The sequence below is a fragment of the Flavobacterium resistens genome (assembly GCF_900182645.1).
Taxonomy (GTDB): Bacteria; Bacteroidota; Bacteroidia; order Flavobacteriales; family Flavobacteriaceae; genus Flavobacterium; species Flavobacterium resistens.
The window spans coordinates 164,560-188,653 of record NZ_FXTA01000006.1 but is presented as its reverse complement, the minus strand read 5'-3'; the positions used below and the strand labels follow the sequence as shown (position 1 = coordinate 188,653).

The window sequence follows — 24,094 nt, the reverse complement described above, 5'->3', positions numbered from 1 at the left end:
TTGATTTTTATAATGAATTTCCGATTCCGACTAAAACAATCGAAAGCATGATTACACCAATTCCCCACGCAAAAGTTCTCATTGTTTTATTAGAAACTCCTTTCCATTCTTTTAGATAGAATCCCCAGAAATTGGCTGTCAAAATGATGGTCGACATGTGCAAAATCCAAGAACTTGCACCATTTCCTAATTTGCTTTCCCCCATACCATAAAAGAAAAACTGCAAAAACCACATTGTTCCGGCAATTGCAGAAAACAAGACGTTTTTAGCAATTGGCGTTTTTGTATTTGTATAATCTGAAAAAGTTTTGTTTTTGAAATTCAAATAAATACACCATATAAAGTTAGTTGTTAAGCCACCCCAAAGGATAACGATATAACTTACATTATTTTGGAATAAAAATTCTCCCTGATTTGGATTTGCTAATTTCCAGGCCTCATTAGCAACATTAGCCATTGGTTTTGCGGCTTCAATTCCGAAGTTAAAGAACGAACTTAAAATACCTGATACTATAGCAATAATAAGTCCTTTTACCAGACTAAAATCTTTGTCTTTATCTTCATGACCAGTTGCAAAATCCTTTTCTTTCAGCATTCCTGCCTTTCCTAAAATAGCAATACCGATAATACATATTAATACTCCGGCCAAAACCATTTGTCCGCCTGAATTCGCAAACATATCACTGATTGATTCTTTGCCTTCTACTGCATTGAAATTATAGTAAATTGGTGGAATCAAAGCGCCAAAAGCAGAACAGAATCCTAAAGTAATCGAATTCCCCAATGACATTCCCAAATAGCGAACACCAAGGCCATAAGTAAGTCCTCCTATTCCCCAAATCAATCCCATTGTAAATGCTAATGCTTTAACTGATGGAGCAGCTGTTGCGATAATTTCGGTAAAATTTGGAATAGTTAAATAAGCAGCAATTGGCGGCACAATTAGCCAAGAGAAAAATCCTCCTATAAGCCAGTAGCTTTCCCAAGCCCAATTTTTAACTTTCTTAAAAGGCATATAAAAACTGCCCGAAGAGAAACCTCCAATGGAGTGAAAAATAATACCTAGTAATGATTCCATTTATTAAATTTAGTTTGTGGTTATTGATAGTTAATCTGGTTTTGTAAAATAAGAGAATGTAAAAAAGAAAACTGTCCTGTACTATCCTTTATGATTTTAGGAATTATGTTAAAACCAAAGAATATTGCGAAGAAGAATGGTTTTTAAGTAGAAAAATAAATTTAAAATTTCTATTTTAGCAATCGATTTCGTAATTATTATATCTTCAATTTGTAATATTTAAGCAAATCTCCAAAAACATAAAACTAGCCTTATTTAATTTGAGATATTTTGTGAGAAAAGTAGCAATTACAACACTTTATCAGGTTTTAAGTAAAACTTTATATCCAAATTTTAATTCAAAATTATACTTGTAAATTTTTCAGCATAATTTTCAATACCTGCAAAATGATTAAACTTATTAAAATTGATGAAGATTCAAGGGTTCCAAAATACAAGCAGATTGTAGATTCAATTTTACAGAATATTGCCAACGGAAATCTAAAAATAAATCAAAAAATACCTTCAATTAATAGTTTCAGCGAGGAGTTTTATATGTCTCGCGATACTGTCGAAAAGGCCTATAACATATTAAAAGAACGAAAAATCATTTCTTCTATTCGAGGAAAAGGCTATTATATTACCCGAACAAAACTGGAATCGAAGGTAAATGTGCTTTTTTTATTCAATAAATTGAGCGCATATAAAATGAAAACTTACAGCTCTTTTATTAATACTGTTGGTGCAAATGCGCATACTGATTTACATATATATCATTGTGATGAAACTTTGTTTTTGAATCTTCTTGATAAATTTGAAGGCGCTTACGATTATTATGTCATTACTACACATTTCAAAACAGATGAATTAAAACATTTGAGTTTTACTGATGAAGTTGTAAAAGCAATCGAGCGCATTCCAAAAGAGAAATTGGTCATTATGGACAATATCAAACTCGGAATGGAAGGCGAAATCATCAAAATTTATCAGGATTTTGAGAATGATATTTACAATGCGCTAAAAGAAGGTTTATCGAAAATTACCAAATACAAAAGGTTGATTTTGGTTTATCCTGAAAAAGCGGTTTATCCTTATCCAAGAAGAATCTTGCACGGATTCAGAAAATTTTGTGTGGAACACGAAATCAATTTTGAGATTTTGAGCGAAGTTTATGATGATATGATTCTGAAAAAAGGCGATTTATTTATTACTATTGAAGAATCTGATCTTGTGAATTTAATGAAACAGATTCGCGATGAAGAATATATTTTAGGAAAAGAAATCGGCGTAATCTCTTATAACGATACACCATTAAAAGAATTATTAGGCATCACAGTTATGTCAACCGACTTCAACGTCATGGGAGAAACAGCAGCACGAATGATTTTAAATAAAGAAAAAGGAGAATATAAAGTGCCTTTTAATTTTATTGATAGAAATTCTATCTAAGGGGCTAAGGTTCTAAGATGCTAAGATTCTAAGATTTTTCAAAGTTTGTCATTTCGAGGAACGAGAAATCACACTCGTTTATCGACACAGATTTGTGACATTCTTTGTAGAGTTTCTAGTGTGATTTCTCGTTCCTCGAAATGACAATGTTGTGTTTATAAAATGCGAAAGACGCACTGCTGTGCGTCTCTACAATAAAAATTTTGTGCCTTTGTGCCTTTGCGACAAATTACTTTTTAACCAAAGAAATATTTGGCTTAGGTACCGGTTTCATATCTTTTCCCATATAAAAACTTGTATGAGGAGGCTGATTATAACCTACATTCTGCCAAGCAATACTCAATCTATATTGTGGATCATGCATTAAAGTATATTGTCTAACATTTGTTGGAATTATGGTTGAATAAACCCTCAATTCTTTATTGTCTTCTGATCTTAAAATTAGTTCTTCTCTCCAATCGCCAAAAATATCTGCAGAAAGTGCCGGAGTCGATTTTGTGCCATTATTAGAAACTGCTCCAGTTGCCATAAACAATCTTCCTTTATTGTATTTGTCAATATGATTAGAATCTAATAATTCTCTCGAAGTATCACCATCCCAATAAATTAAAAAGTTAATTGAGTTTGGCGCTTTTCCAACCACTTTTCCTTTCATATCATATAAATCAGGAGAGCCTGAATACCAAAATTGCGCTCCTCCTAACTCCGGATCAATATTATCTGCAACACCTCTTCCAACATCTTCATTTATTGAACCCGTAAATAACACTTTTCCGTCTTTTGCAGCAAAAATGGTTGCTCCTGGACCCGTTGTGCCATTTTCAATTTCATGAATTCCAAAAACTTCCAAACCAGGAAGATCTGGATCTAAATCGGAAACGTGAATCGCATCTCCGTGTCTGAAACCAGTTGTATATAAACCTTGTCCATTATCATCAACACACATTGAACCATAAATTATTTCGTCTTTTCCGTCATTGTCAACATCTGCAACCGTAAGATTATGGTTTCCCATTCCAGAATATGGATTTTCAGAATCTTTACTGTCAAAAACCCATCTTGAGGTAAGTTTACCGTTTTTAAAATCCCAAGCAGCTAAAACCGTTCTTCCGTAATAACCACGGCACATTACAACACTCGGATGTACACCATCTAAATACGCCACACAAGCCGTAAAACGATCAATTCTATTTCCTTTTGTATCATTTCCTCCGCTTCCACCATGACCGCCCCAACCGGCAAGATCACCTCTTTCTGCAATATAATCAACAGTTGTAACGAGTTTTCCAGTCCTTCCATCAAAAACAGAAAGATACTCAGGTCCTTTCAAAATTTTCCCATAAGTTCCTGAATTCGGGTCACGATCTACCCAATCTTTTGAAGCATCTCCAACAACATTATTCTGACTGTCTGTAGTTCCATCCGCAGTTTTGCAAACCAATTCGGCAATTCCGTCTCCATCCAAATCATACACCATGAATTGTGTATAATGTGCGCCTTCACGAATGTTCTTGCCTAAATTAATCTGCCACAAAAATTTCCCTTCTAAAGTATAAGCCTGAAAAATCGGTGGATCTGTAATTCCGGTATGCGAATTATCGTGTCCTTTCCCAGTCATGTGCACAATCAAATCGTATTTTCCATCGCCATCTAAATCACCAACCGAAAGATCATTTGCAGTATATCCTTCAATTGGTTTTAATACAATTGACAAATAATCTTTATCTGGACTTGAAGCCGGAATCGTAAAACTTCCTTTTGCATCTGATTCTTTTCCCTTTAAAACTGTTTTGACAAACCAAGTATTTTCTTCCAGCACATTTGCTTTCGTATCTAAAAAATTTGTTGGTCCAGAAATGGGTTTGTCATTTAATTTGACTGCTTTTTTATTACCGCTTTTTCGATATAAATTAAAAGCAAGATTATCAGGATCAGTTCCTAAAACACGCCAGCCAATAAAAAACTGGTCTTTGTCTTTTATGGCAATAACGCCTCGATCTAGATTTTCCATTTGCCTTTGTGCAAAAATGGAAACAGATAAAAGTGATAGTATTAATAGAGTTATTTTTTTCATGATTGGTTATTTTTTATTTTGGATTATCATCAGCACACGGATAACGCTGGTTTTAAAAGATTTATATTGTTTTTTTTGTCATTCCTCGTTCCTCGGAATGACAAAAAAGGCTAAAAACCTTAGCAACTTAGAACCTTAGCATCTTAGAATCTTAAAAATCAAAACATCTTTGCAAATCCTTCGCTCTGCACTTTCCAAGTTCCATCTTTTGGAAAACCCGGATTTTCTTCGGTTGAATCGTCCCAGCCGGCGCACATCATAGCAACGGCTGTCAATAATCCTCCATTTCCTGGAAGATATAATGTCAATCTTTCTGCCTGATAATTATGTCCGTTTTTCAAATATGTATTTGTGGTCACATTCATAAACAAAGCATCAATTGCTTTTTCTGGCATATTTAATCGCGCCGCCGTCATCGCTGTCATCGGGAAATCCCAACCCCAGGTTTTATCCCAAGACCAAGTTTTCCAAACCAAATCAAAAGTGTTTTTCATGATTTTTTTATCCAAAAGAGAAGTTTCAGGAAGCATTCCAAAAGTTCCTAAAACTGATGGATGATCGGTTTTAAATTCTGGATTTGTATAAGAATCTGTTGCGCTTTCTGTTGCTAAATAAACGTCACCAGAAACAGGAAGTTTTGATAATTTAGCCAAAACGGTTTCCCATTTTTCAGGCACTTTCTGGTTCAACCCATGCTTCCATGAAATTGCTGTTTTCAATGCCCAGTTCCAATATGCCAATTCATAAGTTGGATTAAAAGTTTCCATCGCCTTAAAGCGTTCTTGTGCTGGGATAACGCCCGGACCTAAAACATAACGATCATTTTTAGCATCATAATTAGCAAAAGAAGCCATAAAATCGGCAGTTGCAAAAACGCGTTCACTGTATAGTTTCAAGGTTGCGGCTGTTGGTTTTGCACGATAAATTAAATCGGCATAAGTTATAAAATGCGGTTGCTGCCAAATCAAAAATGAACCTACAGACGACGGACTTTCATTCCCATCAGGATCGGTCATTTTTTGCCATCTTGCACCTTCAAAACCTTGTCTTTTTGCAATATTTTTAGCTTTATCAAAAACTTTTTGATACCACGGAAGACTTTTTTCCAACAATTCTGGTCGGTTCCAAAGTGCAAAATGAACACCGTGCCACCAATGCATTTCTAAATGCGGTTTTCCGTACCAACTGTTGTAAGTCAAACCGGTTTCTTGAGGCGGTACTTTTCCTGTACATTGCACTTTTGTCAAATACTGCGAAAGAATTACCCTTCGCTCTAATTCCTTCGCACGTGGATCTGTACTTCCTGAAAAATCGACTGCTGCACCGCTTAACCAAAATTCTTCCCAGCCTTTTATACTGCTATTTTGAATAGTTTCAAAAGAAGAATTCTCAGTTTTTTTATCCGCCAAAGCAAAAAGACAGCTCAGTTCTAATGTATTGGTGTTTGAAACTTCAATCACAAAATAATGATCTGAAGCTTTTTTAATTTGGGCATTTCCTTTCCACATTAAATCAACGTTGTACGAAATGCTATCCATTACATGTGTTACAACAGCTTCTGTTTTTGATTTTTGTTTTAATGTGCTTGTATAATTTTGAGCTCCTTCATATTTGGTTCCGAAATCTGCCCAATCTCCAGTTGGGAACGGAATTCTCAAACTAATTTTTAGACGTTTCTGTTGTAATAAATCTGATTTAACTTTTACGCCAATTGCATCTTTTTCCTGATGAGAAGCGGTCAAAACTGTTACCGGAGTTCCTTCTACTTCAAAATAACTTTCAATTTCTCCTGTCCATAAATTCAGTTTTTGCGAAATCGATTTAATGTCTGATGATTTTGCCTGACTTCCATCTTTCTTCAAAATTTCAAAACCTAAATTTCCCAATTGAACTAAATGCGGATTCTGTCTGAACCAATTTATCGCATCTACTTTTCTTTTTGGTTCTTTAATCTGAACCGTATAAGAAACATTTCTTCCGTATTGCTGATAGTCTTTTAAAGTCTCAGAAAACTTAAAATTCTCTGTATTTTTATAACTGTCCCATCCCCACTCCGACTCGGTTCCTAACGGAATTCCATTTTGATAGGTTTTCGGAAAAGTCTGTAATCCCGTTGCATCAACAGTAAAGGCAAAAGCACCATTTCCAACAGTCAAAGAAGCTAAAGTATCGATAGCCGTAATTTGAACGTTGTGGCGATTCACCAATGCTTTTCGATCGATTTTCTGAGCGAACAACGATGCTGAAAATAAAATTGCAATAATTAAAAGTTGTTTTTTCATTCGGTTATTTTTTGGTTTCAGTTTTCAAGTTTCAGGTTCAAAAAGGCTCGTTTTACATTTCACAATTATCTAATTATCAAATTGACGCATTTTCTAATTAAAATCATTATCTAATTAAAGTCACACTCATCAAACCAATCACAACATCATTGGCAATTGTTTTTAGAGTCAAGCTTTTTAATATTTTATTTTTATCCAATGGCAAATCCAGAATTGTTCCTGCACCGCCGTCGACACCATAATTGGTGAATCCTTTTATAACTGTAAAATCTTTAAAATCTCTCGAAATTTCTCCGGTTTTCAAATACACTCTTGGCGGTTTTGGCGCATCGGTAGTAAAAGCTAATCCGTCAACAAAATAATCCTGTTCGATTGGCCACCAATTTTCTGGGTTTTTCAAAGACAAAATTTCAGAAGTTCCATCAGTATAATTTACTTTAATTTCTCCGTTTATAATTCGGCTTTGCATTGGGTTTGTGGTTCCGGCCATCATAAAATAAGCGTGTGAAGCTTTTCCGTCAAGCGGAATATCAATGTTTTTCGGATAATTATCCCACATCGAAGTAAAGATGATGTTTTTCTGATTTTCATCTGAAGGCGTTTTAAACGGAATTCCGTTTGGTGTCTTAATTTCTCCCGTTTGTTTTGCTTTTTCGCGCAAACCTTTAGCGTCAATTTTTACCGAAATATTTGGATAACACCAATTTCCAATTCCTTGTTTTGGAAGCTGTAAAGTCACTGTCTGCGGTCTTGGAGACAAATATTCGTTTGTAAAAATATCTGTAACTTTTGCATTGAAATAAGAAAAAAGCGAAATGGTTTCTGGACGTTCTGATTTCTCCAAAGGAATATCCCAATCTGTCACTTTCACTAATTCTTTTTTGCCTTTTAAATTCAATTCAATTGGTTGCCACCAAGAAAAATCACCCTGTTTTAATTGTATGAAAAATGTTTTATTTCCTTCGCCGTTTATCGTAGATTGAAATGTTCTTTCTGATTTTACAATTTCGCCCAAAATAGCTTGCGGATCATAAACCGAAACAATTTCTCCTTTACCAATAAGAATATTTAATGCATCACCGGAATTGTATGACGTTTGCGTACTCATTTTTACCAAAGTGCCGCTTTTCCAATTGATAACGATGTCATACACTTTATTGTAAGGAGCTTCAATACTAATTTTTGGATTTCCAATACTTTCAGGAATTTCTTTCCATGAAACATTTTTCCCATTTATTTTAATACTTTCAATTCCGTCGTAATACGCATTCAGAATCAACTTCAAATTCATTTTTGGTGCAAAATAATTTTCGATGTGATATTTATCTTGTCTATTTTTTCTGTTGAAAGAAACTGAAACATCTGGAACTTCTAAAGAAGCTTCTTCCCATTCCTTAGGAAAACCGGGCTGAATAGTCAAAACTTCTGCAATCGCATCAGGCTTAATTCCGAAAAGTCCTTCAACCAAAGTTCGAGATGCCATCCCTATTGGATCCGCAAAATCACGATACAATTCTCCACGCATTTTATCCTGATACAAAAGCTGTTCAAAACCACCGGGAGAAGCGCCTAAATACATACTTTCGATCAAAACACTTTCCCACATTTTAAATGCTTTTTCAGATTGTCCGCCTTGCCAAAAAGCCAATGAAGTATGTAATTGCTCGGCCAAAGCGACATTATTAATTGACCAAGTATACGGTTGCCAATTTGTTGTACTGATTACGTAAAGGTCTTTTTTATCCAATCCATCTGCAGAAATTGGAATATGTGGAATCTGATTATTTATGTAATTCAGCATTTGGTAACTTTCAAATGAGTTTGACAATTCCGAATCAATCGTGTGATAAATACTCCAAACTCCAGGAGAATCGTGCAATAACCGGTTTCCTAAAGCATCTTTATATTCGGCAAAAATTCCTTTTTTAGAAAGCCAAAGCTGTTCATTTGAAGCTTTCAAAATTTTAGCAGCTTCCTTTTGGTAAGGAGTTGGATCTTTCTGAATTTTTCTTGCCAATTCAGCAACGGTTTTATTCGCATAATAATTATATGCCGAAGAATGGATTACGCCTCCACCGCTGTATTGCAAAGCATCACTCGCCCAAATTGTGGCGTAAGCATCATAAAGTCCGTCATTATCTGGATCAAAATTTCGTTTTTCCCAATTTAAATGTCGTTCAATTGTTGGCCACATTTCTTTTAAAAAAGTAATATCACCCGTCCATTTAAAATGACGAAGCATTTGATCAATAAAAACCAAATTCATGTCATAATGATGCGCAACAGTATTTTTATTCGGATTTCGAGAAATGTAACCACTACTAAACATTGAAGTTCCCATTTCTTCTTTTTGACGTGCCAGATTTCTTTCTTCATCTAAAACAATTGGACCGTTTTCAGGTGACGTTACTTGCGAATTGCTGTAGCTACTAAAATGTGTTTTTGCTCTGTCGTGCCAACCTAAAGGATCTGCCGTATAGGCACCACGCCACGCATTCAGGTACATTCGCCATGCAATTGCGCCATGTAGATACGCTGGATTTTCCCAAATTCCATCTGAAGCAATTGAAAGTGCAAAACCTAAATTATTGATATAAGGATCTGGTGTTTTTACTTTAACACGATTCGCTAAAACCTGTGTTTCCTGAACTGATTTTCCATAAAGCTGTTCGATTTCTTTTTGCGAAACAGCTTTTTTTATTTCTTCTGTAGAAAAATACCAATAAATAGCTCTTTCAGAAATACTGCTTGTTTTACCTAAAATAACTGGCAAATTTTCTGCACTTGAATTATACAATTCTAAAGGAGACTTTTGATTTTTTGCATTCGCTAAAAGCACTTCCGATTCTGGAAAAAATCCAATTAGACTTTTATTATTTCCGGTTTTCTGTTTGTTGCTTTCGGAACCGTATTCCAGCAAAAAAGATTGTTTTTGCAAAGTGTATTTATTGCCTAAACAATAATCTGGTTGCAAATAAAACACGGATTCTGGATCAGTACCAATATCACCGTCACGACTAAATTTCTTTCCAGTTGCACCACCAAAAGCCCAAATAATATTTACATTTTTAGAAACTGAATTTCCGTAAACTTTTACAATAAAACCTTCTTTTTCTTTTAAAGCGACAACATCGATAAATAATTTTCCATTTCCTAAAAGAGCATCTTCAATTGTATAATGCATTGTGCCTAAAAGGTAGCGTGCATCAATTTTAGAAGCTTCGGTAATCCATTTACTTTCTTTTCCGTTTAAAATTCCGAGTTTGAAGTTTCCTCCCATTCCCGGCATGTACATTGCGAATTCAGGCAAATCACCTGTTTCCACTCTAAATCCGGTATTCGAACCATATAAAGCCCGATTGAATTTTCGAATTCCATTTTTTAAAACAAAACTATTTTCTTCTGGCGCATAATGCAGTTTGCGTACTTCTTTATTTTGTCCAAAAGTTAATATTGGAAATAAAAAAAGCAAACTTAAAAGCGTTGTAAAAGATTTTTTTTTTGTTTTCATAAAGCAGTAAAAATGGCAAAATCTAATTAAGAATTAAATAAAATTAAAATCGCTTTTTTTTATTAATTCAATAATTATGATGCAATTTCTTTGTTTTTTTGTGGTATACTATCCTGTACCTTCCTGATTTACGAAATATAAAAAGTATATTAATTTTTGGCGTTTTTAAATTCTTTTTAACATCATAGTACAGGATACTATATCAAAAATGAACCATTAAGTTTGAAAATAAAAAAATTAAAATCTCAAAAAATTGGTAAAAATCAGTACTTTCTTATCGATGGTTATTTGTTTGGCAATGCCGAATCAGTTCTTTGCTATGCATTCTAATTTGCTTGTCAAAAATGCTGTTTATTCTTCTTCAGAAAATAAAAATGACAGCGTAAATGATAAAACAAAATCACAGCTTTTTGTTTTTGGAAATTCGGTAAAAAACAAAAAGAATACTTTAATAAACAATGCATTATTTTATACAGATACAAAAGGTTATGGATTTGATTTTAATTCGGCTTCGAATGTAAAAATCAATGCTAATTCTTTCTCGGTTACAAAACCAGCTTACTTTTCAGTTGCTGTTCCTGAAGGAAATTATCAAGTCGAAGTTACTATAGGAAGTAACGAAAAAGATTCAAAAGTGACCATAAAAGCAGAATCAAGACGATTAATGCTGAATGAATTTGTTGCGAAAAAAGGACAAAAAGTAACACATACTTTTAATGTAAATGTCCGAAATATCAAAATTGACGATCAAACCAATATCAGCTTAAAAGATCGTGAAAAAGAAATTTTAAACTGGGATCATAAACTTACGCTTGAATTTCTTGGCGAAGCGTCGATTCAAAGTATTAAAATAACTAGAAAAGACAATTTAACTGTTGTTTATCTTGCAGGAGATTCAACTGTTACAGATCAAGATGTTGAACCTTGGGCGTCTTGGGGGCAATTCATTACCAATTATTTTGATCAAAATATTGTAGTAGCCAATTATGCTTATTCGGGTTCATCTTTAAGTTCATTCAAAGGAGCAAATCGTTTGAAAAAAATACTTTCTGAAATCAAAAAAGGAGATTATTTATTTGTAGAATTTGGACATAATGATGAAAAAATAAAAGGCGAAGGCAATGGCGCTTTTGGATCTTATTCGACTTTATTGGCTGAGTTTGTAAATTCGGCTAAAGAAAAAGGCGCGATTCCAGTTTTGGTGACGCCAACACAACGCCGTTTTTTCAATGAAAATGGAACTTTAAAAGAAACACATGGTGAATTTCCTGCTGCTATGCGAGCAGTTGCACAAAAAAACAATATCGCCTTAATTGATGTTACAAAAATGACAACCGAATTGTACGAAGCTTGGGGCGACGAACCTTCAAGAAAAGCTTTTGTACAATATCCTGCCAATACTTTTCCTGGGCAGGAAAAAGCATTGGATGACAATACTCATTTTAATGGATTTGGAGCCAACGAAATTGCCCTTTGCGTTTTAAAGGGAATTCGTGAACTTGATCTTCCTTTAAACAAACACATCAAAAAAGAAACACCAAATTACAATCCGAAGAAACCAAATTTCATTTCAAGCTGGACTTTGCCAATGAGCGTCCGATTTGAAATTGTTAAACCAGATGGCAATTAACCATCAAAGAATCACTTTACTATGCTACTAAAAAACACTATCCAAAATCTCTCCATTCTTGCATTTTCGCTTTTTCTGACCCAAAATAGCAATGCTCAACAAACCGATAAAGTGTATCTTTCAGGAAAAGATTTTGAACATCCTGTGCAATGGGATTTTTATTGTACCGATGGAAACAACAGCAAAACATGGTCAAAAATAAATGTTCCGTCACAATGGGAATTGGAAGGTTTTGGCGAATATACATACGGACGTTGGTACAAAGAATTGAACCAAAAAGAGCCAAGCAAAGAAGAAGGTTTATACAAATATGAATTTGAAGTTCCAGCAGATTATAAAGGCAAAGATGTTTTAATCGCTTTTGGCGGTGCAATGACGGATACTGAAGTAAAAGTAAACGGAAAACTGGCCGGAGCGATTCATCAAGGTGGTTTTTATGAGTTTAAATATGATATTTCATCTCTTTTAAAATACGGTTCAAAAAATACTTTAGAAGTTCATGTTTGGAAACAATCAGCAAATAAATCCGTAAATGCGGCAGAAAGAAGAGCGGATTGGTGGTTGTTTGGCGGAATCTATCGTCCGGTTTGGTTAGAAGTTTCACCAAAAACACATATTGAAAATATTGCTGTAAATCCGAAAATGGATGGTTCAATTACAGTTGATGTCAATCTTAAAAATGTTTCTAAAAACGCCACTTTAGAAGCGACTTTAAAAGGTTTAAACGGAGAAAGTTTCCAGACTTTTACTTTTCCGCTTAAAGCGAAATCTACAAAAGAAACTATTGCTGCACAATGGAAAAACATAAAGCCTTGGAATCCTGAAAATCCAAATTTATATGAATTACAATTGGTTTTAAAACAAAACGGAACTGCAGTTCATCAATATGACAAACGAATCGGTTTCAGAACTTTAGAGTTTAAAAAACAAGACGGAATTTATCTTAATGGTACCAAAATCATTATGAAAGGAATTAACCGTCACTCGTTTTGGCCAGAAGGCGGAAGAAGCACCAGCAAACGCATCAGCGAACTGGACGGAAAATTAATCAAAGACATGAATATGAATGCCGTTCGTGGGCATTATCCACCGGACACGCACTTTTTAGAGGTTTGTGATTCGCTTGGTCTTTTTGTTTTGAACGAATTAGCAGGATGGCAAAATTCTTATGATACTGAAACTGGGAAAAAATTAGCGACAGAAATGATTACTCGCGATGTCAACCATGCTTCAGTAATTATTTGGGATAACGGAAACGAAGGCGGATGGAATTATGATACTGATAAAGTCTTTGCAGATCTTGATCCTCAAAAAAGAATTGTGATTCATCCTTGGGCCGATTTTAATGGCTGGGACACACACCACTACCCGACTTACTTAACGGGAATGCATCGTTTTAATGCTGGCGAAAATGTATTTTTCCCAACCGAATTTATGCACGGAACATATGATAACGGACATGGCGCAGCGCTGGAAGATTTCTGGAACCGTTACAAAGAAAGTCCGCTTTTTGCAGGAGGATTTATGTGGGCGATGTTGGATGAAGCCGTTTTTCGCTCTGATTGGAAAGGTGATGCGAAATTTGATTCAAAAGGTTCTTTAGCTGCAGACGGAATTTTAGGTCCACATCGTGAAAGAGAAGGAAGTTATTATACGGTAAAAGAAGTTTGGGCGCCAATTCAGTTTCAGCCAAAACAAGTCACTGAAGGTTTTGATGGTTCGTTCTTAATCAAAAACGACTATCTTTTCAGTAATTTGAATACCTGCAAAATGGAATTCAAAGTATTACAATCCGATAAAAATGTGCTTTATACGACTGGAACTGCCAAAGAAATAAGCGGAGGAAAAATCAAGATTCCGAGTATTGATCCGGGAGAAACACGCAAAATTCAGTTTGCTGTTCCGAGTAATTTTGCTGAAGGTGATGTTTTATCGATTTCGGCTTATGATCAATTTGGAAAAGAAATTTATACTTGGACTTGGCCTATTCACAAAGCTTTATTTTATGCTAATAAATTTTTAGCGGTTCAAAATACAAAAGCAAAAACATCTGTAATAAAAACAGCAAGTGATGTTACTTTAAAAGGTGGCGATGTTACAGTTGTTTTGAATTCGGAAAATGGAGAAATTACATCGGTTAAAAATGCAACTTCAACAATTCCATTAACAAATGGCCCGCGCCCAATTGGAATGAAAGCGAAATTAAAAGATATTCAGGTTTCCCAGGAAGGCGATAAGGCAGTTTGTACGGTTTCATACGTTGGTGGGATTTCTTCTATCAAATGGACTATGGAACCAGACGGAAGATTTAAAATGGAAATGGTGGTTCTTAAAAACGAAAAAGCACCAAGCGGTTTTGATGGTTTTGACGGCGCTTTCTTTGAAGATAAAATCAACTCTTTCGGAATTACTTTCAGTTTTCCTGAAAAAGAAGTGACTGGAATCAAATGGTTTGGAAGAGGTCCTTACCACGTTTGGAAAAACAGAATTAAAGGAACAACTTATGGAATTTGGGAGAAAGATTATAACAATACAATTACGGGAGAAAGTTTTGAAAACTTAGTTTATCCAGAATTTAAAGGTTATCATGCGAATTTATTAGGAGCAAATTTGAAAGCAGGCGCTTCATCGTTTAAAGTTTTCAGTGAATCTGATAATTTATTCTTAAGATTGTTTACACCTGATTTACCTAAAAATGGTTTCCCTGGAAGTAATCCACAACCAGCATTTCCAGAAGGCGATATTTCGTTTATGTATGAAATTCCAGCGATGAGAGATTTCAAACCTTTAGAACAACAAGGACCACAAAGCCAGCCAACAAACATCAGAATTAAAAGCGGTGACGACGGAATTAAGATGAATTTGTGGTTTGATTTTAGAAATTAAATTTTTGTTTCAAGTTTTCTTTGTTTCAAGTTTCATGTTTTAATCTTTGCCTAAAACACAAAGTTGTCATTTCGACGAAGGAGAAATCACACTAGAAGCTCTACAATCAAAATCGTCAATCTTTGTCTAGTTGCGTGTGTGATTTCTCCTTCGTCGAAATGACAAACTAGACGAAAAAAACTTTAAGAAAAACCTCGTTTGACATTTCACATTTTACATTTCACAAATTATGAAATCAATTAAAATACTCTCTGCTTTACTTTTAGCAGTTTTATTTTTCAATTTTACATCCACCAAAAACAATAAACCAACCGTTTACATGGTTGGTGATTCAACCGTAAAAAACGGCAAAGGCGACGGCGCAGGTGGGCTTTGGGGCTGGGGAGATTATATTGGTCAGTTTTTAGATACTACAAAAGTCAATATCGAAAATCATGCTTTGGGCGGCACCAGCAGCAGAACTTTTCAGGACAAAGGTTTATGGATTGAAGTTTTGAACAAACTTAAAAAAGGTGATTATGTGTTGATTCAGTTTGGACACAATGACGACGGACCAATTAACGACACTATTCGTGCGCGTGGTACTTTTAAAGGAATTGGAAATGAATCACAGGAAATTGACAATTTAATTACCAAAAAACACGAAACGGTTCATAGCTACGGCTGGTATATTCAGAAAGTAGTTCGCGAAGCAAAATCAAAAGGAGCAATTCCGATTATTTGTTCACCAATTCCAAGGAATGATTGGAAGGAAGGAAAAGTTCCGAGAAACGACAAATCTTACGGTTTATGGGCGAAACAAATTGCTGAAAAAGAAAAAGTTACTTTCATCAATTTGAATGAAAAAATGGCTGTGGAAATGGAGAAATTCGGCGAAGCAAAAGTAACCGGAACTTATTTCTATAAAAAAGATCATACACATACCTCAGCTAAAGGCGCAGTGCTTTCTGCTTCTGTTATTATCAATGAATTGAAGGCGAGCAAAAATTCTTTAAAAAACTACATTTTGCCAAATCCAAAAATTGTGCTTCCGCCAAAGAAAAAATTATTTTTAATAGGCGATTCAACAATGGCCAATAACAACAATAATCCTGATGCAGTTGGCTGGGGAGTTCCATTCCCTCAATATTGTGACACAACGAGAGTTGAAGTAATCAATAAAGCCAGAGGTGGAAGAAGCACCAGAACTTTTGTCTACGAAGGCCTTTGGGACGAAGTAAAAAATCAATTACAACCAGGGAATTTTGTAATTATCCAGTTTGGACATAATGATGCGGGCGATATTGACAAAGAAAAATTCAGAGGTTCATTGAAAGGAAATGGAGACGAAACGCAAGAAGTAACGCGTCCAAACGGCTCAAAAGAAATCGTACATACTTTTGGGTGGTATATGGAGAAATTCATCAGAGAAGCCAAAGAAAAAGGCGCTATTCCGATAGTTATAAGCTTGACGCCAAGAAACGAATGGCCAAATGAAAAAGCAGAACGCAGAACGGATACGTATGTAAATTGGTCAAAAATAGCTGCAGATAAAGAAAATGTTCCTTTTATCGATTTAAATGATATTGTGGCTTTAAAATATGAAGCATTAGGAAAAGAAAAAGTAAAAGCTTTTTTCCCAAAAGATCATACGCATACAGGAGCTGAAGGCGCAGCATTTAATGCACTCTCAGTTGCAGAAAGCCTTAAAAAATTGAAAGACTGTAATCTGAAAGACTATATTGAGATTTCGAAATAATTGATAATTGATAATGGTGAATTGTAAATTTCGTTTTTGACTTTTGACTTTCGACTTTCGACTAAAATTAAAAAACCTCGTTTAAATTACTTAAACGAGGTTTTTGTTTTGAAATACGAAGTGTATTATTTTTTTGATTCTTCGATAGAAACTTTTCTGAACTCTTTCAAAAGTTTTTCAATTTCTAAAGTAGCTTTTCTAGCTCTTGGTCCAGCAGCTTTAATACCTTTTTCAGTTAAAGATTCAGCTTCTGCTTTAAATGTGTCAATTTCGGCGTTGATTTTTACTAATAGATCTTTCATGCTTATACTTGTTAAATTAAGGCGCAAAAATAAAAGTTTGCTGGAACTATAACGCACGTTTAATGTTAAAATTATAACTGTTTTGGCTATTTGAGTTAATAATTATTTAACCTGTTTTCTTTAAATCTCTATATCAACAGATTACAAAAATTTAAAAAATTATTTTTTTTATTTTTTTTCTCCTTTTGTCAACTCTTACTGCTTCATAATCATCATTTAATGCTTATTTTAATGGTATTTCGTAGGAACTTCCTTCGCTTGACGGATAAACTACCAATTGATCTAGCACAATGCCTGTCTGATTCACCTCAACTTTGATTGTGTGTTTTCCCTTCTCTAAATTCGATGCAGGAATTTTTACAATGGCGCTGTTTCGTAAAACATTTTCTTTCCAGATTTTATCTCTGTCTCTCGTATTTGTTTTAAAATTTTGTAAGACATTTTTATCCAATTGAACACCAATTTCATGATCAAAATTGTTAGCGTGTGTTGGCAGCAAACGAACTTCTATTTCATATTCTCCAGCAGTCTTAATTTCAAATTCATAAATTACAAAAGGTTTTTCTGTTTTGAAATACTGTTGTTTCAAGGGAAATAAAGTTATAGCGTTATTACTATATCCTAATCCGTTGATTGTTTTCCAATTGTAATTTTTAAAACTCTTTTGAGAAACAAAATTATTGGCCTGAATCGCAATTCTATTTCCTTTTTCCTTTTGCACTTTTACAATTGATTCAGGCTTTTTAACCGAATCAAAAACAGGAAGATTTCTAGGATGCATCGACATCATTTTATTCCATTTTCCGTCACTTAATTTAGTATTGTAAAAATCTGTAAGTGCTTCAATTTTATGGAAAGATTCTGAAGCTAAAAGTTCGTATTTTGCCTTTTCCTTTTCATCTGAAGCAATTGCTGCCAAATTCCAATATAAGAACTTATGATTCATGTAAGCGGCTCCTTTTACAGGATAAACAGCCAATTGAAACCAAGCATTTTTTCGCTCTTGCGGAATAAATTCAGAAAGACTGTCTACTTTTTCAATAAGTTTATCATAAGCTTTTATTCTGTTCCAAATTTCCTTTTCTGAAAAATCGGATAATTTTACTTGTGTTGTCGGTTCGGTTTGGCTCCAGCCCATATATTCTGGTTTTCTAAGAAAAGCCAAACGATAATATTCCTCAAAAATAGTGCTTACTTCAAAACTGATTTTAGGCGAAAATTCTCTTGAAGCCCAATTCTTCAAATATTGATTAAGTCCGTCCGATTTAATAGAATTGATGTTCCAAGCCATATCTAGGAAAAGTTCCGTGTCATATTCGGCAGGCTTTATATCTCCAACATTTACAATCCACATTTTTTTTGCACCGTTTTCATACGCTTTATTCATTTCGTACCAAATCAGACCAGGTTGCATCGTACTCAGCCAAAGATAATCGTGCGGTCTTCCCCAATAACTGATGTGATAATATACACCGCTTCCTCCTGCTCTTTTTTGCTCTTCTTCATTGCTCAAACGGCGAATGTAGCCGTAATTATCATCAGGCCAGACTAACGTAATATCACTCGGAACTTTGAGTCCGTTATCGTATAATTCTAAAACTTCTTTATATGGAACAAAAGCTTGCGGAATGTCTTTTAAAGGCTTTTTGAAAGTATTAGAAAGCATATCACGCTGATTGACAATAATTTTTTCCACCATCGAAATCGATTCGTTCAAATCCTTTGCACCTTCCATTTTACTGTCATGAACGCCTCGCATTCCAAGCGTCATAATCGTTTCATTTTGCGCCGATTTTAATTCATCTAATCGATCTTGCCAATATTTATCTACCTGAGTTTTATTCGTAAAATAATTGTAATCTCCGTAGATTTTTGTTTTCCATTCGTCGACATTATTTCGAAGCATGGGTTCAGCATGCGATGAACCAATTACGATATGATATTTTTGCGCCATTTCCTTATTTCCTGCAATGGTAAAAAATCCTTTTGTTGACGGATGCATCGCTGGCCAAATCGTATTGGCTTTTAAACGTAACAATAATTGAAAGATTTTTTCGTACGTTTTTGGACCAATATCTCCCGTTTCTGGTTCAAAAGTTTTGGCTGCCCAAGGTTGTAATGCCCAATCTTCATCATTCAAAAAAATGCCTCGATATTGTACCGAAGGCGATGAAATTATTTTTTGTTGTGAAAGTTTTAAAACGAGTTTTTCTTGTTTTATTGGATGAACATCTCCCCACCATTTCCATGGAGAAATTCCTAGACGTTCCGATACTTCAAAAATCGCATAAACGGTTCCGCGAACATCAGAGCCAGCGATTACAAGATTATTATTTTCTTTTTGAATCAAAAATTTCTCCCATTGGCCAGACAATTCTTTTTTATCTTTAAGCGAATTAAAAAGTTTATCTGAAACTTCTCCAATATAAATTCCGTTTTTAGAAAATGAATTTGTCTGAAGTATTTCTGGTCGTCTTCCGGTTAATTCTCTAATATCATCTGCTAGTTCATTTACTGCCCAGAGAATTAAAGGATCTGTATTTTTATCGATGAAAATGTTTACTGCGTGATTTGAATCTGCGATTACAAAATCACTTGTGTTTTTGCTTTGACAGAAAACATTTATGGATAAAATCGAGAAAATTAATAGCAGTATTTTTTTCATTTTCGGATTATATTATTGGTGTTTTTTGGGCCACGGATTTTACTGATTGAACGGGTTTATGGAGTTTTGTCATTCCGAGGAACGAGGAATCTCCCCAAGAAACTCCGCAATCTAAATCAACAATCTTTGTAGAGCTACTTGTGGAGATTCCTCGTTCCTCGGAATGACAAACTTTATGGTTACTTTGTGTTAGACACACTGCTGTGCGCCTCTACAAAAACCTTTGAACCTTTGAACCTTTGCAACTCTGAAACTTTGAACCTATTCCAAAACCTTCTTATTCACATAAACATTTTTAAAAGACACTCCTTTTATCAAACTTTTATCAATATCAGCTTTAGCAGATTCAATATTTAAGTTTTCGAAAGTGAAATTTGACAAACGCACATTTGGGTCGTTTTCTACTTTATAAAACATTTCGCATTTAAGATCAATATTTTTTAGAGTAACGTTATCTCCATACGATAATGGAACATCCGGACGACCTTTCAAATCAAAAAACTGTTTCCATGCTAAAATAGCCAGACCGTTTTTGGTTTGCCCTTTAATGTCTTCAAGTCTTATGTATTCGTAAAGCTGCGGTGTATCAGGTCTCATTTTAAGATGCAGCAATATTGACGGTCCATCAACTTCGCAATTACGCATAATAATGTTTCGGTTATGAATCGCCTCGCTTCCGTTTGTCAACGCCGAATGACAATATCCGAATTTACAGTCTTCAATAATAATATTGGTGTTTGCTCCATTGTTTTTATCTTGGTCTGCATAAGGCCCTTTACCTCCTTTTAGCGCAATGGCATCGTCATTTACAGACATATTAGATCCTTTTATCAAAACGTTGCTACAAATATCAAGATCAATTGCATCTGTACTTGGAGCATCGCCTTTTTGATGCGGAGAAAAAATATAAGCATCCAGTATTTTTATGTTATTGCATTTGTAAAAATGATTCGTCCAAAAACCTGAATTAATGAATATTACGTCCTGAAATTGCACATTGTTTGAATTCCATACAAAAACCAATCGCGGTCTTGAAACTTCAAGATTAGTACATTTCGGGTTTTCTTTTCGGCGCGCCCAGAAAGCATCCCAATATTTTCTTCCATTTCCGTTGATTGTTCCTTTTCCCGAAATCGAAAAATTATCAACGCCATAAGCATTTACTAAAGCTGGGAAATAATCTAGGTTCTGACCTTCCATTCTTGATGGCATAATTGGATAATTTGCAATATCATCAGAACCTTTTAAAACTCCACCTTCGCTTATATACAAAGCTGTTTTTGGCTTAAAAAATAAAGCACCACTCAGGAAAACACCTTTCGGAATTACAATTACTCCTCCACCATTTGCTGCAGCTTTATCAATCACTTTCTGAATTGCAACAGTCTGAACTTTTGTGCTGTCTTTACTTACCCCAAAATCAGTTATGGTATATTTTTTTCCTAAATCTTTTAATTGAAGCTTTTTATAATCTTTAAACCAAGATGTAATTTCGGTTCCGTCAGGAAATTTATCGTTGCTGTATTTCTGCGAAAATGCACTTTGGGAAATTCCCAAAACACATAAAACCAAAGTGAAAAACTTTTTCATTGTATCTATTTTTATTTCTTTATTTTCTAATTTCAATCTGAGTAACCGAAATATTATATCCTGTACTTCCGTAATTTGATTTTCTCTTATCTGACCAATTTGGTCTTTCTCCTGTAACCGAAACAGTCAATTTATAAGTGCCTTTTTTTAAAATTGGAGATTTAAAAACTTGCATCAAATCTGAATATTTACTGTACATATCAATAATTGCTGTAAGTATTGTATTTCCTTTTTTGTCGGTTAAAACAACTTTTGCATAACCATTTTCTGTACCAACAAAACTCGTCAAACCTATTTGTTGACCTTTAAACTTTATCGAAAATGAAGCATCTTTATCATCTGATTCACTTTCATAAACCATATTTCCATTGGTTACATATTTCCAATTTCCTTTATATCGAATTTGTTTGTTTCTGTTGTTGATAATCTGATCTTTCTTATCCGAAATAGAAATAATTCCTGTAGAAACATCTATTTTCCAAGCTTCCTGATACACCGGAATTGAAAGCGATTTTCCTGAAATTGTTAAAGGTTGCCAAACATAAGTTGCTGATGAAGCCTGTTTCGGAAACGACCAACGATCGCCCATGAACATGTATGTCGTTTCTTTTGAACCTTGAATTGGCAAAACAAAAGTCGATTGCGAATTCCACGTAAGCGTTTCTTTTGGTGCAATTAAACCTTGAAATTCCCAAGGGCCTTTTAGTGAATTTGAGGTGTAATAATAATTGTCATTTTTCTCCCAACTCGTTAAATGCGAACCGATAAAGTAATACATATTATCTTTTTTCAGCATTGTTGGCGACTCAAAACCTGTCGTTATATTTTCATTTACTTTTTCGGTAACCGATTTATAATCATCATTTAATTTGTAAATTTCACCGCCGTGAACTAAAATATATCCCGAATTATCAGTATCCTGAAAAGTTCCCATATCCCATTTTTTGATTGGTTTTCCATCCAATAAAAGTGGTCCTTTAAAAGTATATGGTCCTTCAATATTTTTTGAAACAGCATAACCCACAAACTGATCTTTATACGTTAAAGTATCGGCGTGCATGTACATTACAAATTCATTGGTTTTTGGGCATTTCATCACTTTTACTCGTTCACCAACACGATTTGGCCCCAATTTTCCAGATTCCTGCAACGGAAGCGCTACTTTTTCAAATTTCCAATTATAAAGATCTTTTGAAGAATAACAATTAAATCCTGCAAATGCATTGCTGGTATCGCTATGGGCTTCTCCAAACAAATAAAAAGTATCTTTTTCTTTTATAATATTGGCTCCGTGCGCGCTTACAATATTTCTGTTTTGGTCAAGCCAAGGAACTCCAGAATAAATCGCATCCATTTTTCCTGATTCTTGCGCAAAAGAAATTGCCACATTGCTAATAAAAAGAATAAAAATTAAGCGACACAAAACCAGATAATTCTTTTTAAACATTTTACTAATTACTTTTCACTTTTTACTAATCACTTCCTTTTCAGCCATTCTTTCGGAACATTTACAATACAGATATTCAACGTTCTATTATCTTCTGAAAGCATGGCCGATTGAATTTCAATTTTTGTTCCGTCTCTGTTGAAAGTTGGATGAACATGATCAGCTGCCGTTTCTTTATGTCCGGTTGTCAGCATCATCATTTCATTTGTTTTTCTGTCAATTAAATATAAACTTCTTGAGAAATCATCGCCAACAGCCCATCTTCCGTCAGACGAACCGTGAACATGCCATAAACCGCTACCGCTTTTAGTTTGTCCGGCAATAATCATTTCGCGGGTTCTTAAATTTACAATTGCTAAACCTGTAGGTTTTTCACGTGTTCCAGAATTTCCCCAATTGCTTTCCTGACCAGGATTTTGAGGATTTCTGACTTCTGTACTTGTTGTAATTTCAACGGGAGCTTCTTTCTGAATATCAATTTTTCGATGTCCCATAATTGCCATCGCCACCTCATCTTTAGAAATTACAACTTCATGTGTCACCCATTCAAAATCAGATTCGGGATACAAAGGTCTCAAACCTGATCCGTCTGCCATTACTGTCCATGTACGTTGTGGAGATTTCCCTCCAGTTTCCCAGCAAAAAACCAATTCACCCGGATTCCAAATATTCGATTGAATATGTCCAACTTGAAAAGGTACTGAAACTACATGCTTAATTTCACCAGTTTTAATATTCATACTACTGATTCCGCCAGGTCCTGCGCCCATATTTCTTGGCCCAAAACTCTTTTCAATTTTAATATTTGGATCCAAATGACGAGCCGCTTCTTCTTTTCCAATTCTAAAATAAACGCGGTCTTCATCAGCATCCAAAGCCATATCTCCCGAAGCGCCCATTTCTGGATTTGTAGTTCCGCAAATGCGTTCATAAGCCGAGATTGGTTTCATTTTTCCTTTTTCACTATCTGCAAAAACGGCTTCGAGATTTACTTCCATAATCTGCATTTTCTCACCTTCGCCTTTGCGCATAAAATACAATTTCATTGATTTTTGTGCCATACATAACGTTCCCGTATAGCCGCCTTCGGTAACCTGAACCATTACACCTGATTTTTCGTTGACCGCCATTGCTTCTCCATTAGCTCTTTTAGTTCTGAAGATAAGCCATTCGCCATCGGAAGTCCATTGTGGATGCGTTGGATATGTTTTAGAATCTCCAGCAGATTTTGTAGTTAAAAAGATTAAATCAATTCCTGTCACAGGATCTTTAATTATCTTTTTTTCTGATGGAAATCGTTTTCCTATCTGGGCAAAAGCAATTGTGCCGAGTAATAAGAAAAATATATTTATTGTTGATTTCATATAATGATGTATGTTTTGCCGCTAAGGCACTAAGACGCGAAGTTTTTATTTTTTGTCATCCTGACAAATAGAGCGTTACAAGTGCATTCAAAACTCATA

13 protein-coding genes are annotated in these 24,094 nt (G+C 34.7%); 4 read left to right on the top strand and 9 right to left on the bottom strand.

Annotated elements, in window-relative coordinates; all coding sequences use genetic code 11:
- Positions 1-7 precede the first annotated feature (7 nt).
- The gene (rhaT, locus tag FN795_RS19830; protein WP_142452226.1) at positions 8-1,078 is read right to left on the bottom strand and encodes an L-rhamnose/proton symporter RhaT; all 1,071 of its coding nucleotides are present in this window, start codon (positions 1,076-1,078) and stop codon (positions 8-10) included.
- Between the two features lie 387 nt (positions 1,079-1,465).
- Between rhaT and FN795_RS19825 the strand changes: the two genes are divergently transcribed.
- The gene (locus tag FN795_RS19825; protein ID WP_142452225.1) at positions 1,466-2,506 is read left to right on the top strand and encodes a GntR family transcriptional regulator; all 1,041 of its coding nucleotides are present in this window, start codon (positions 1,466-1,468) and stop codon (positions 2,504-2,506) included.
- Between the two features lie 229 nt (positions 2,507-2,735).
- Here FN795_RS19825 and FN795_RS19820 read toward each other — a convergent pair whose 3' ends face one another.
- The 3 genes from FN795_RS19820 to FN795_RS19810 form a co-directional block, all read right to left on the bottom strand.
- Positions 2,736-4,580: a rhamnogalacturonan lyase gene (locus tag FN795_RS19820; RefSeq protein WP_142452224.1), complete on the bottom strand. Its 1,845-nt coding sequence runs from the start codon at positions 4,578-4,580 to the stop codon at positions 2,736-2,738.
- A 158-nt stretch (positions 4,581-4,738) separates the two neighbouring features.
- The gene (locus FN795_RS19815) at positions 4,739-6,862 is read right to left on the bottom strand and encodes a hypothetical protein (protein WP_142452223.1); all 2,124 of its coding nucleotides are present in this window, start codon (positions 6,860-6,862) and stop codon (positions 4,739-4,741) included.
- Positions 6,863-6,968: 106 nt separating this feature from the next.
- A complete protein-coding gene (locus FN795_RS19810) occupies positions 6,969-10,373 on the bottom strand; it encodes a DUF4450 domain-containing protein (RefSeq protein WP_142452222.1) in 3,405 nt (1,134 codons plus the stop codon).
- A 253-nt stretch (positions 10,374-10,626) separates the two neighbouring features.
- Between FN795_RS19810 and FN795_RS19805 the strand changes: the two genes are divergently transcribed.
- The 3 genes from FN795_RS19805 to FN795_RS19795 all read left to right on the top strand — a co-directional run bounded on the left by FN795_RS19805 (position 10,627) and on the right by FN795_RS19795 (position 16,627).
- The gene (locus tag FN795_RS19805; protein ID WP_142452221.1) at positions 10,627-12,003 is read left to right on the top strand and encodes a rhamnogalacturonan acetylesterase; all 1,377 of its coding nucleotides are present in this window, start codon (positions 10,627-10,629) and stop codon (positions 12,001-12,003) included.
- A 21-nt stretch (positions 12,004-12,024) separates the two neighbouring features.
- Positions 12,025-14,889 (top strand): glycoside hydrolase family 2 TIM barrel-domain containing protein, encoded by a 2,865-nt coding sequence (locus tag FN795_RS19800; RefSeq protein WP_142452220.1) that lies wholly within the window; start codon positions 12,025-12,027, stop codon positions 14,887-14,889.
- Between the two features lie 229 nt (positions 14,890-15,118).
- Positions 15,119-16,627, top strand: a complete 1,509-nt coding sequence (locus FN795_RS19795; RefSeq protein ID WP_142452219.1) for a rhamnogalacturonan acetylesterase — start codon at positions 15,119-15,121, stop codon at positions 16,625-16,627.
- Between the two features lie 125 nt (positions 16,628-16,752).
- On the opposite strand, the gene FN795_RS19790 is transcribed toward FN795_RS19795, so the two are convergent.
- From FN795_RS19790 to FN795_RS19770, 5 genes are all read right to left on the bottom strand, one after another.
- Positions 16,753-16,929: a histone H1 gene (locus tag FN795_RS19790; protein WP_026729959.1), complete on the bottom strand. Its 177-nt coding sequence runs from the start codon at positions 16,927-16,929 to the stop codon at positions 16,753-16,755.
- Positions 16,930-17,152: 223 nt separating this feature from the next.
- Entirely contained in the window at positions 17,153-19,594 is a 2,442-nt protein-coding gene (locus FN795_RS19785; RefSeq protein ID WP_142452218.1) for a glycosyl hydrolase 115 family protein, read from the bottom strand.
- Positions 19,595-19,855: 261 nt separating this feature from the next.
- Positions 19,856-21,184 (bottom strand): rhamnogalacturonidase, encoded by a 1,329-nt coding sequence (locus tag FN795_RS19780; protein WP_142452217.1) that lies wholly within the window; start codon positions 21,182-21,184, stop codon positions 19,856-19,858.
- Positions 21,185-21,203: 19 nt separating this feature from the next.
- On the bottom strand, positions 21,204-22,538 hold the full coding sequence (locus tag FN795_RS19775) for a family 43 glycosylhydrolase (protein ID WP_244290010.1): 1,335 nt from the start codon (positions 22,536-22,538) through the stop codon (positions 21,204-21,206).
- A 122-nt stretch (positions 22,539-22,660) separates the two neighbouring features.
- Positions 22,661-23,995 (bottom strand): hypothetical protein, encoded by a 1,335-nt coding sequence (locus FN795_RS19770; protein ID WP_142452215.1) that lies wholly within the window; start codon positions 23,993-23,995, stop codon positions 22,661-22,663.
- Between the last annotated feature and the right edge of the window lie 99 nt (positions 23,996-24,094).

What these genes read in the sequence shown, in the direction of transcription:
- FN795_RS19770 (WP_142452215.1), bottom strand. Translation starts at nt 23,995, where the DNA reads ATGAAATCAACAATAAATATATTTTTCTTATTACTCGGCACAATTGCT.
- FN795_RS19785 (WP_142452218.1), bottom strand. Translation starts at nt 19,594, where the DNA reads ATGAAAAAAATACTGCTATTAATTTTCTCGATTTTATCCATAAATGTT.
- FN795_RS19790 (WP_026729959.1), bottom strand. Translation starts at nt 16,929, where the DNA reads ATGAAAGATCTATTAGTAAAAATCAACGCCGAAATTGACACATTTAAA.
- FN795_RS19820 (WP_142452224.1), bottom strand. Translation starts at nt 4,580, where the DNA reads ATGAAAAAAATAACTCTATTAATACTATCACTTTTATCTGTTTCCATT.
- FN795_RS19780 (WP_142452217.1), bottom strand. Translation starts at nt 21,184, where the DNA reads ATGAAAAAGTTTTTCACTTTGGTTTTATGTGTTTTGGGAATTTCCCAA.
- FN795_RS19825 (WP_142452225.1), top strand. Translation starts at nt 1,466, where the DNA reads ATGATTAAACTTATTAAAATTGATGAAGATTCAAGGGTTCCAAAATAC.
- rhaT (WP_142452226.1), bottom strand. Translation starts at nt 1,078, where the DNA reads ATGGAATCATTACTAGGTATTATTTTTCACTCCATTGGAGGTTTCTCT.
- FN795_RS19810 (WP_142452222.1), bottom strand. Translation starts at nt 10,373, where the DNA reads ATGAAAACAAAAAAAAAATCTTTTACAACGCTTTTAAGTTTGCTTTTT.
- FN795_RS19795 (WP_142452219.1), top strand. Translation starts at nt 15,119, where the DNA reads ATGAAATCAATTAAAATACTCTCTGCTTTACTTTTAGCAGTTTTATTT.
- FN795_RS19800 (WP_142452220.1), top strand. Translation starts at nt 12,025, where the DNA reads ATGCTACTAAAAAACACTATCCAAAATCTCTCCATTCTTGCATTTTCG.
- FN795_RS19815 (WP_142452223.1), bottom strand. Translation starts at nt 6,862, where the DNA reads ATGAAAAAACAACTTTTAATTATTGCAATTTTATTTTCAGCATCGTTG.
- FN795_RS19775 (WP_244290010.1), bottom strand. Translation starts at nt 22,538, where the DNA reads ATGGATGCGATTTATTCTGGAGTTCCTTGGCTTGACCAAAACAGAAAT.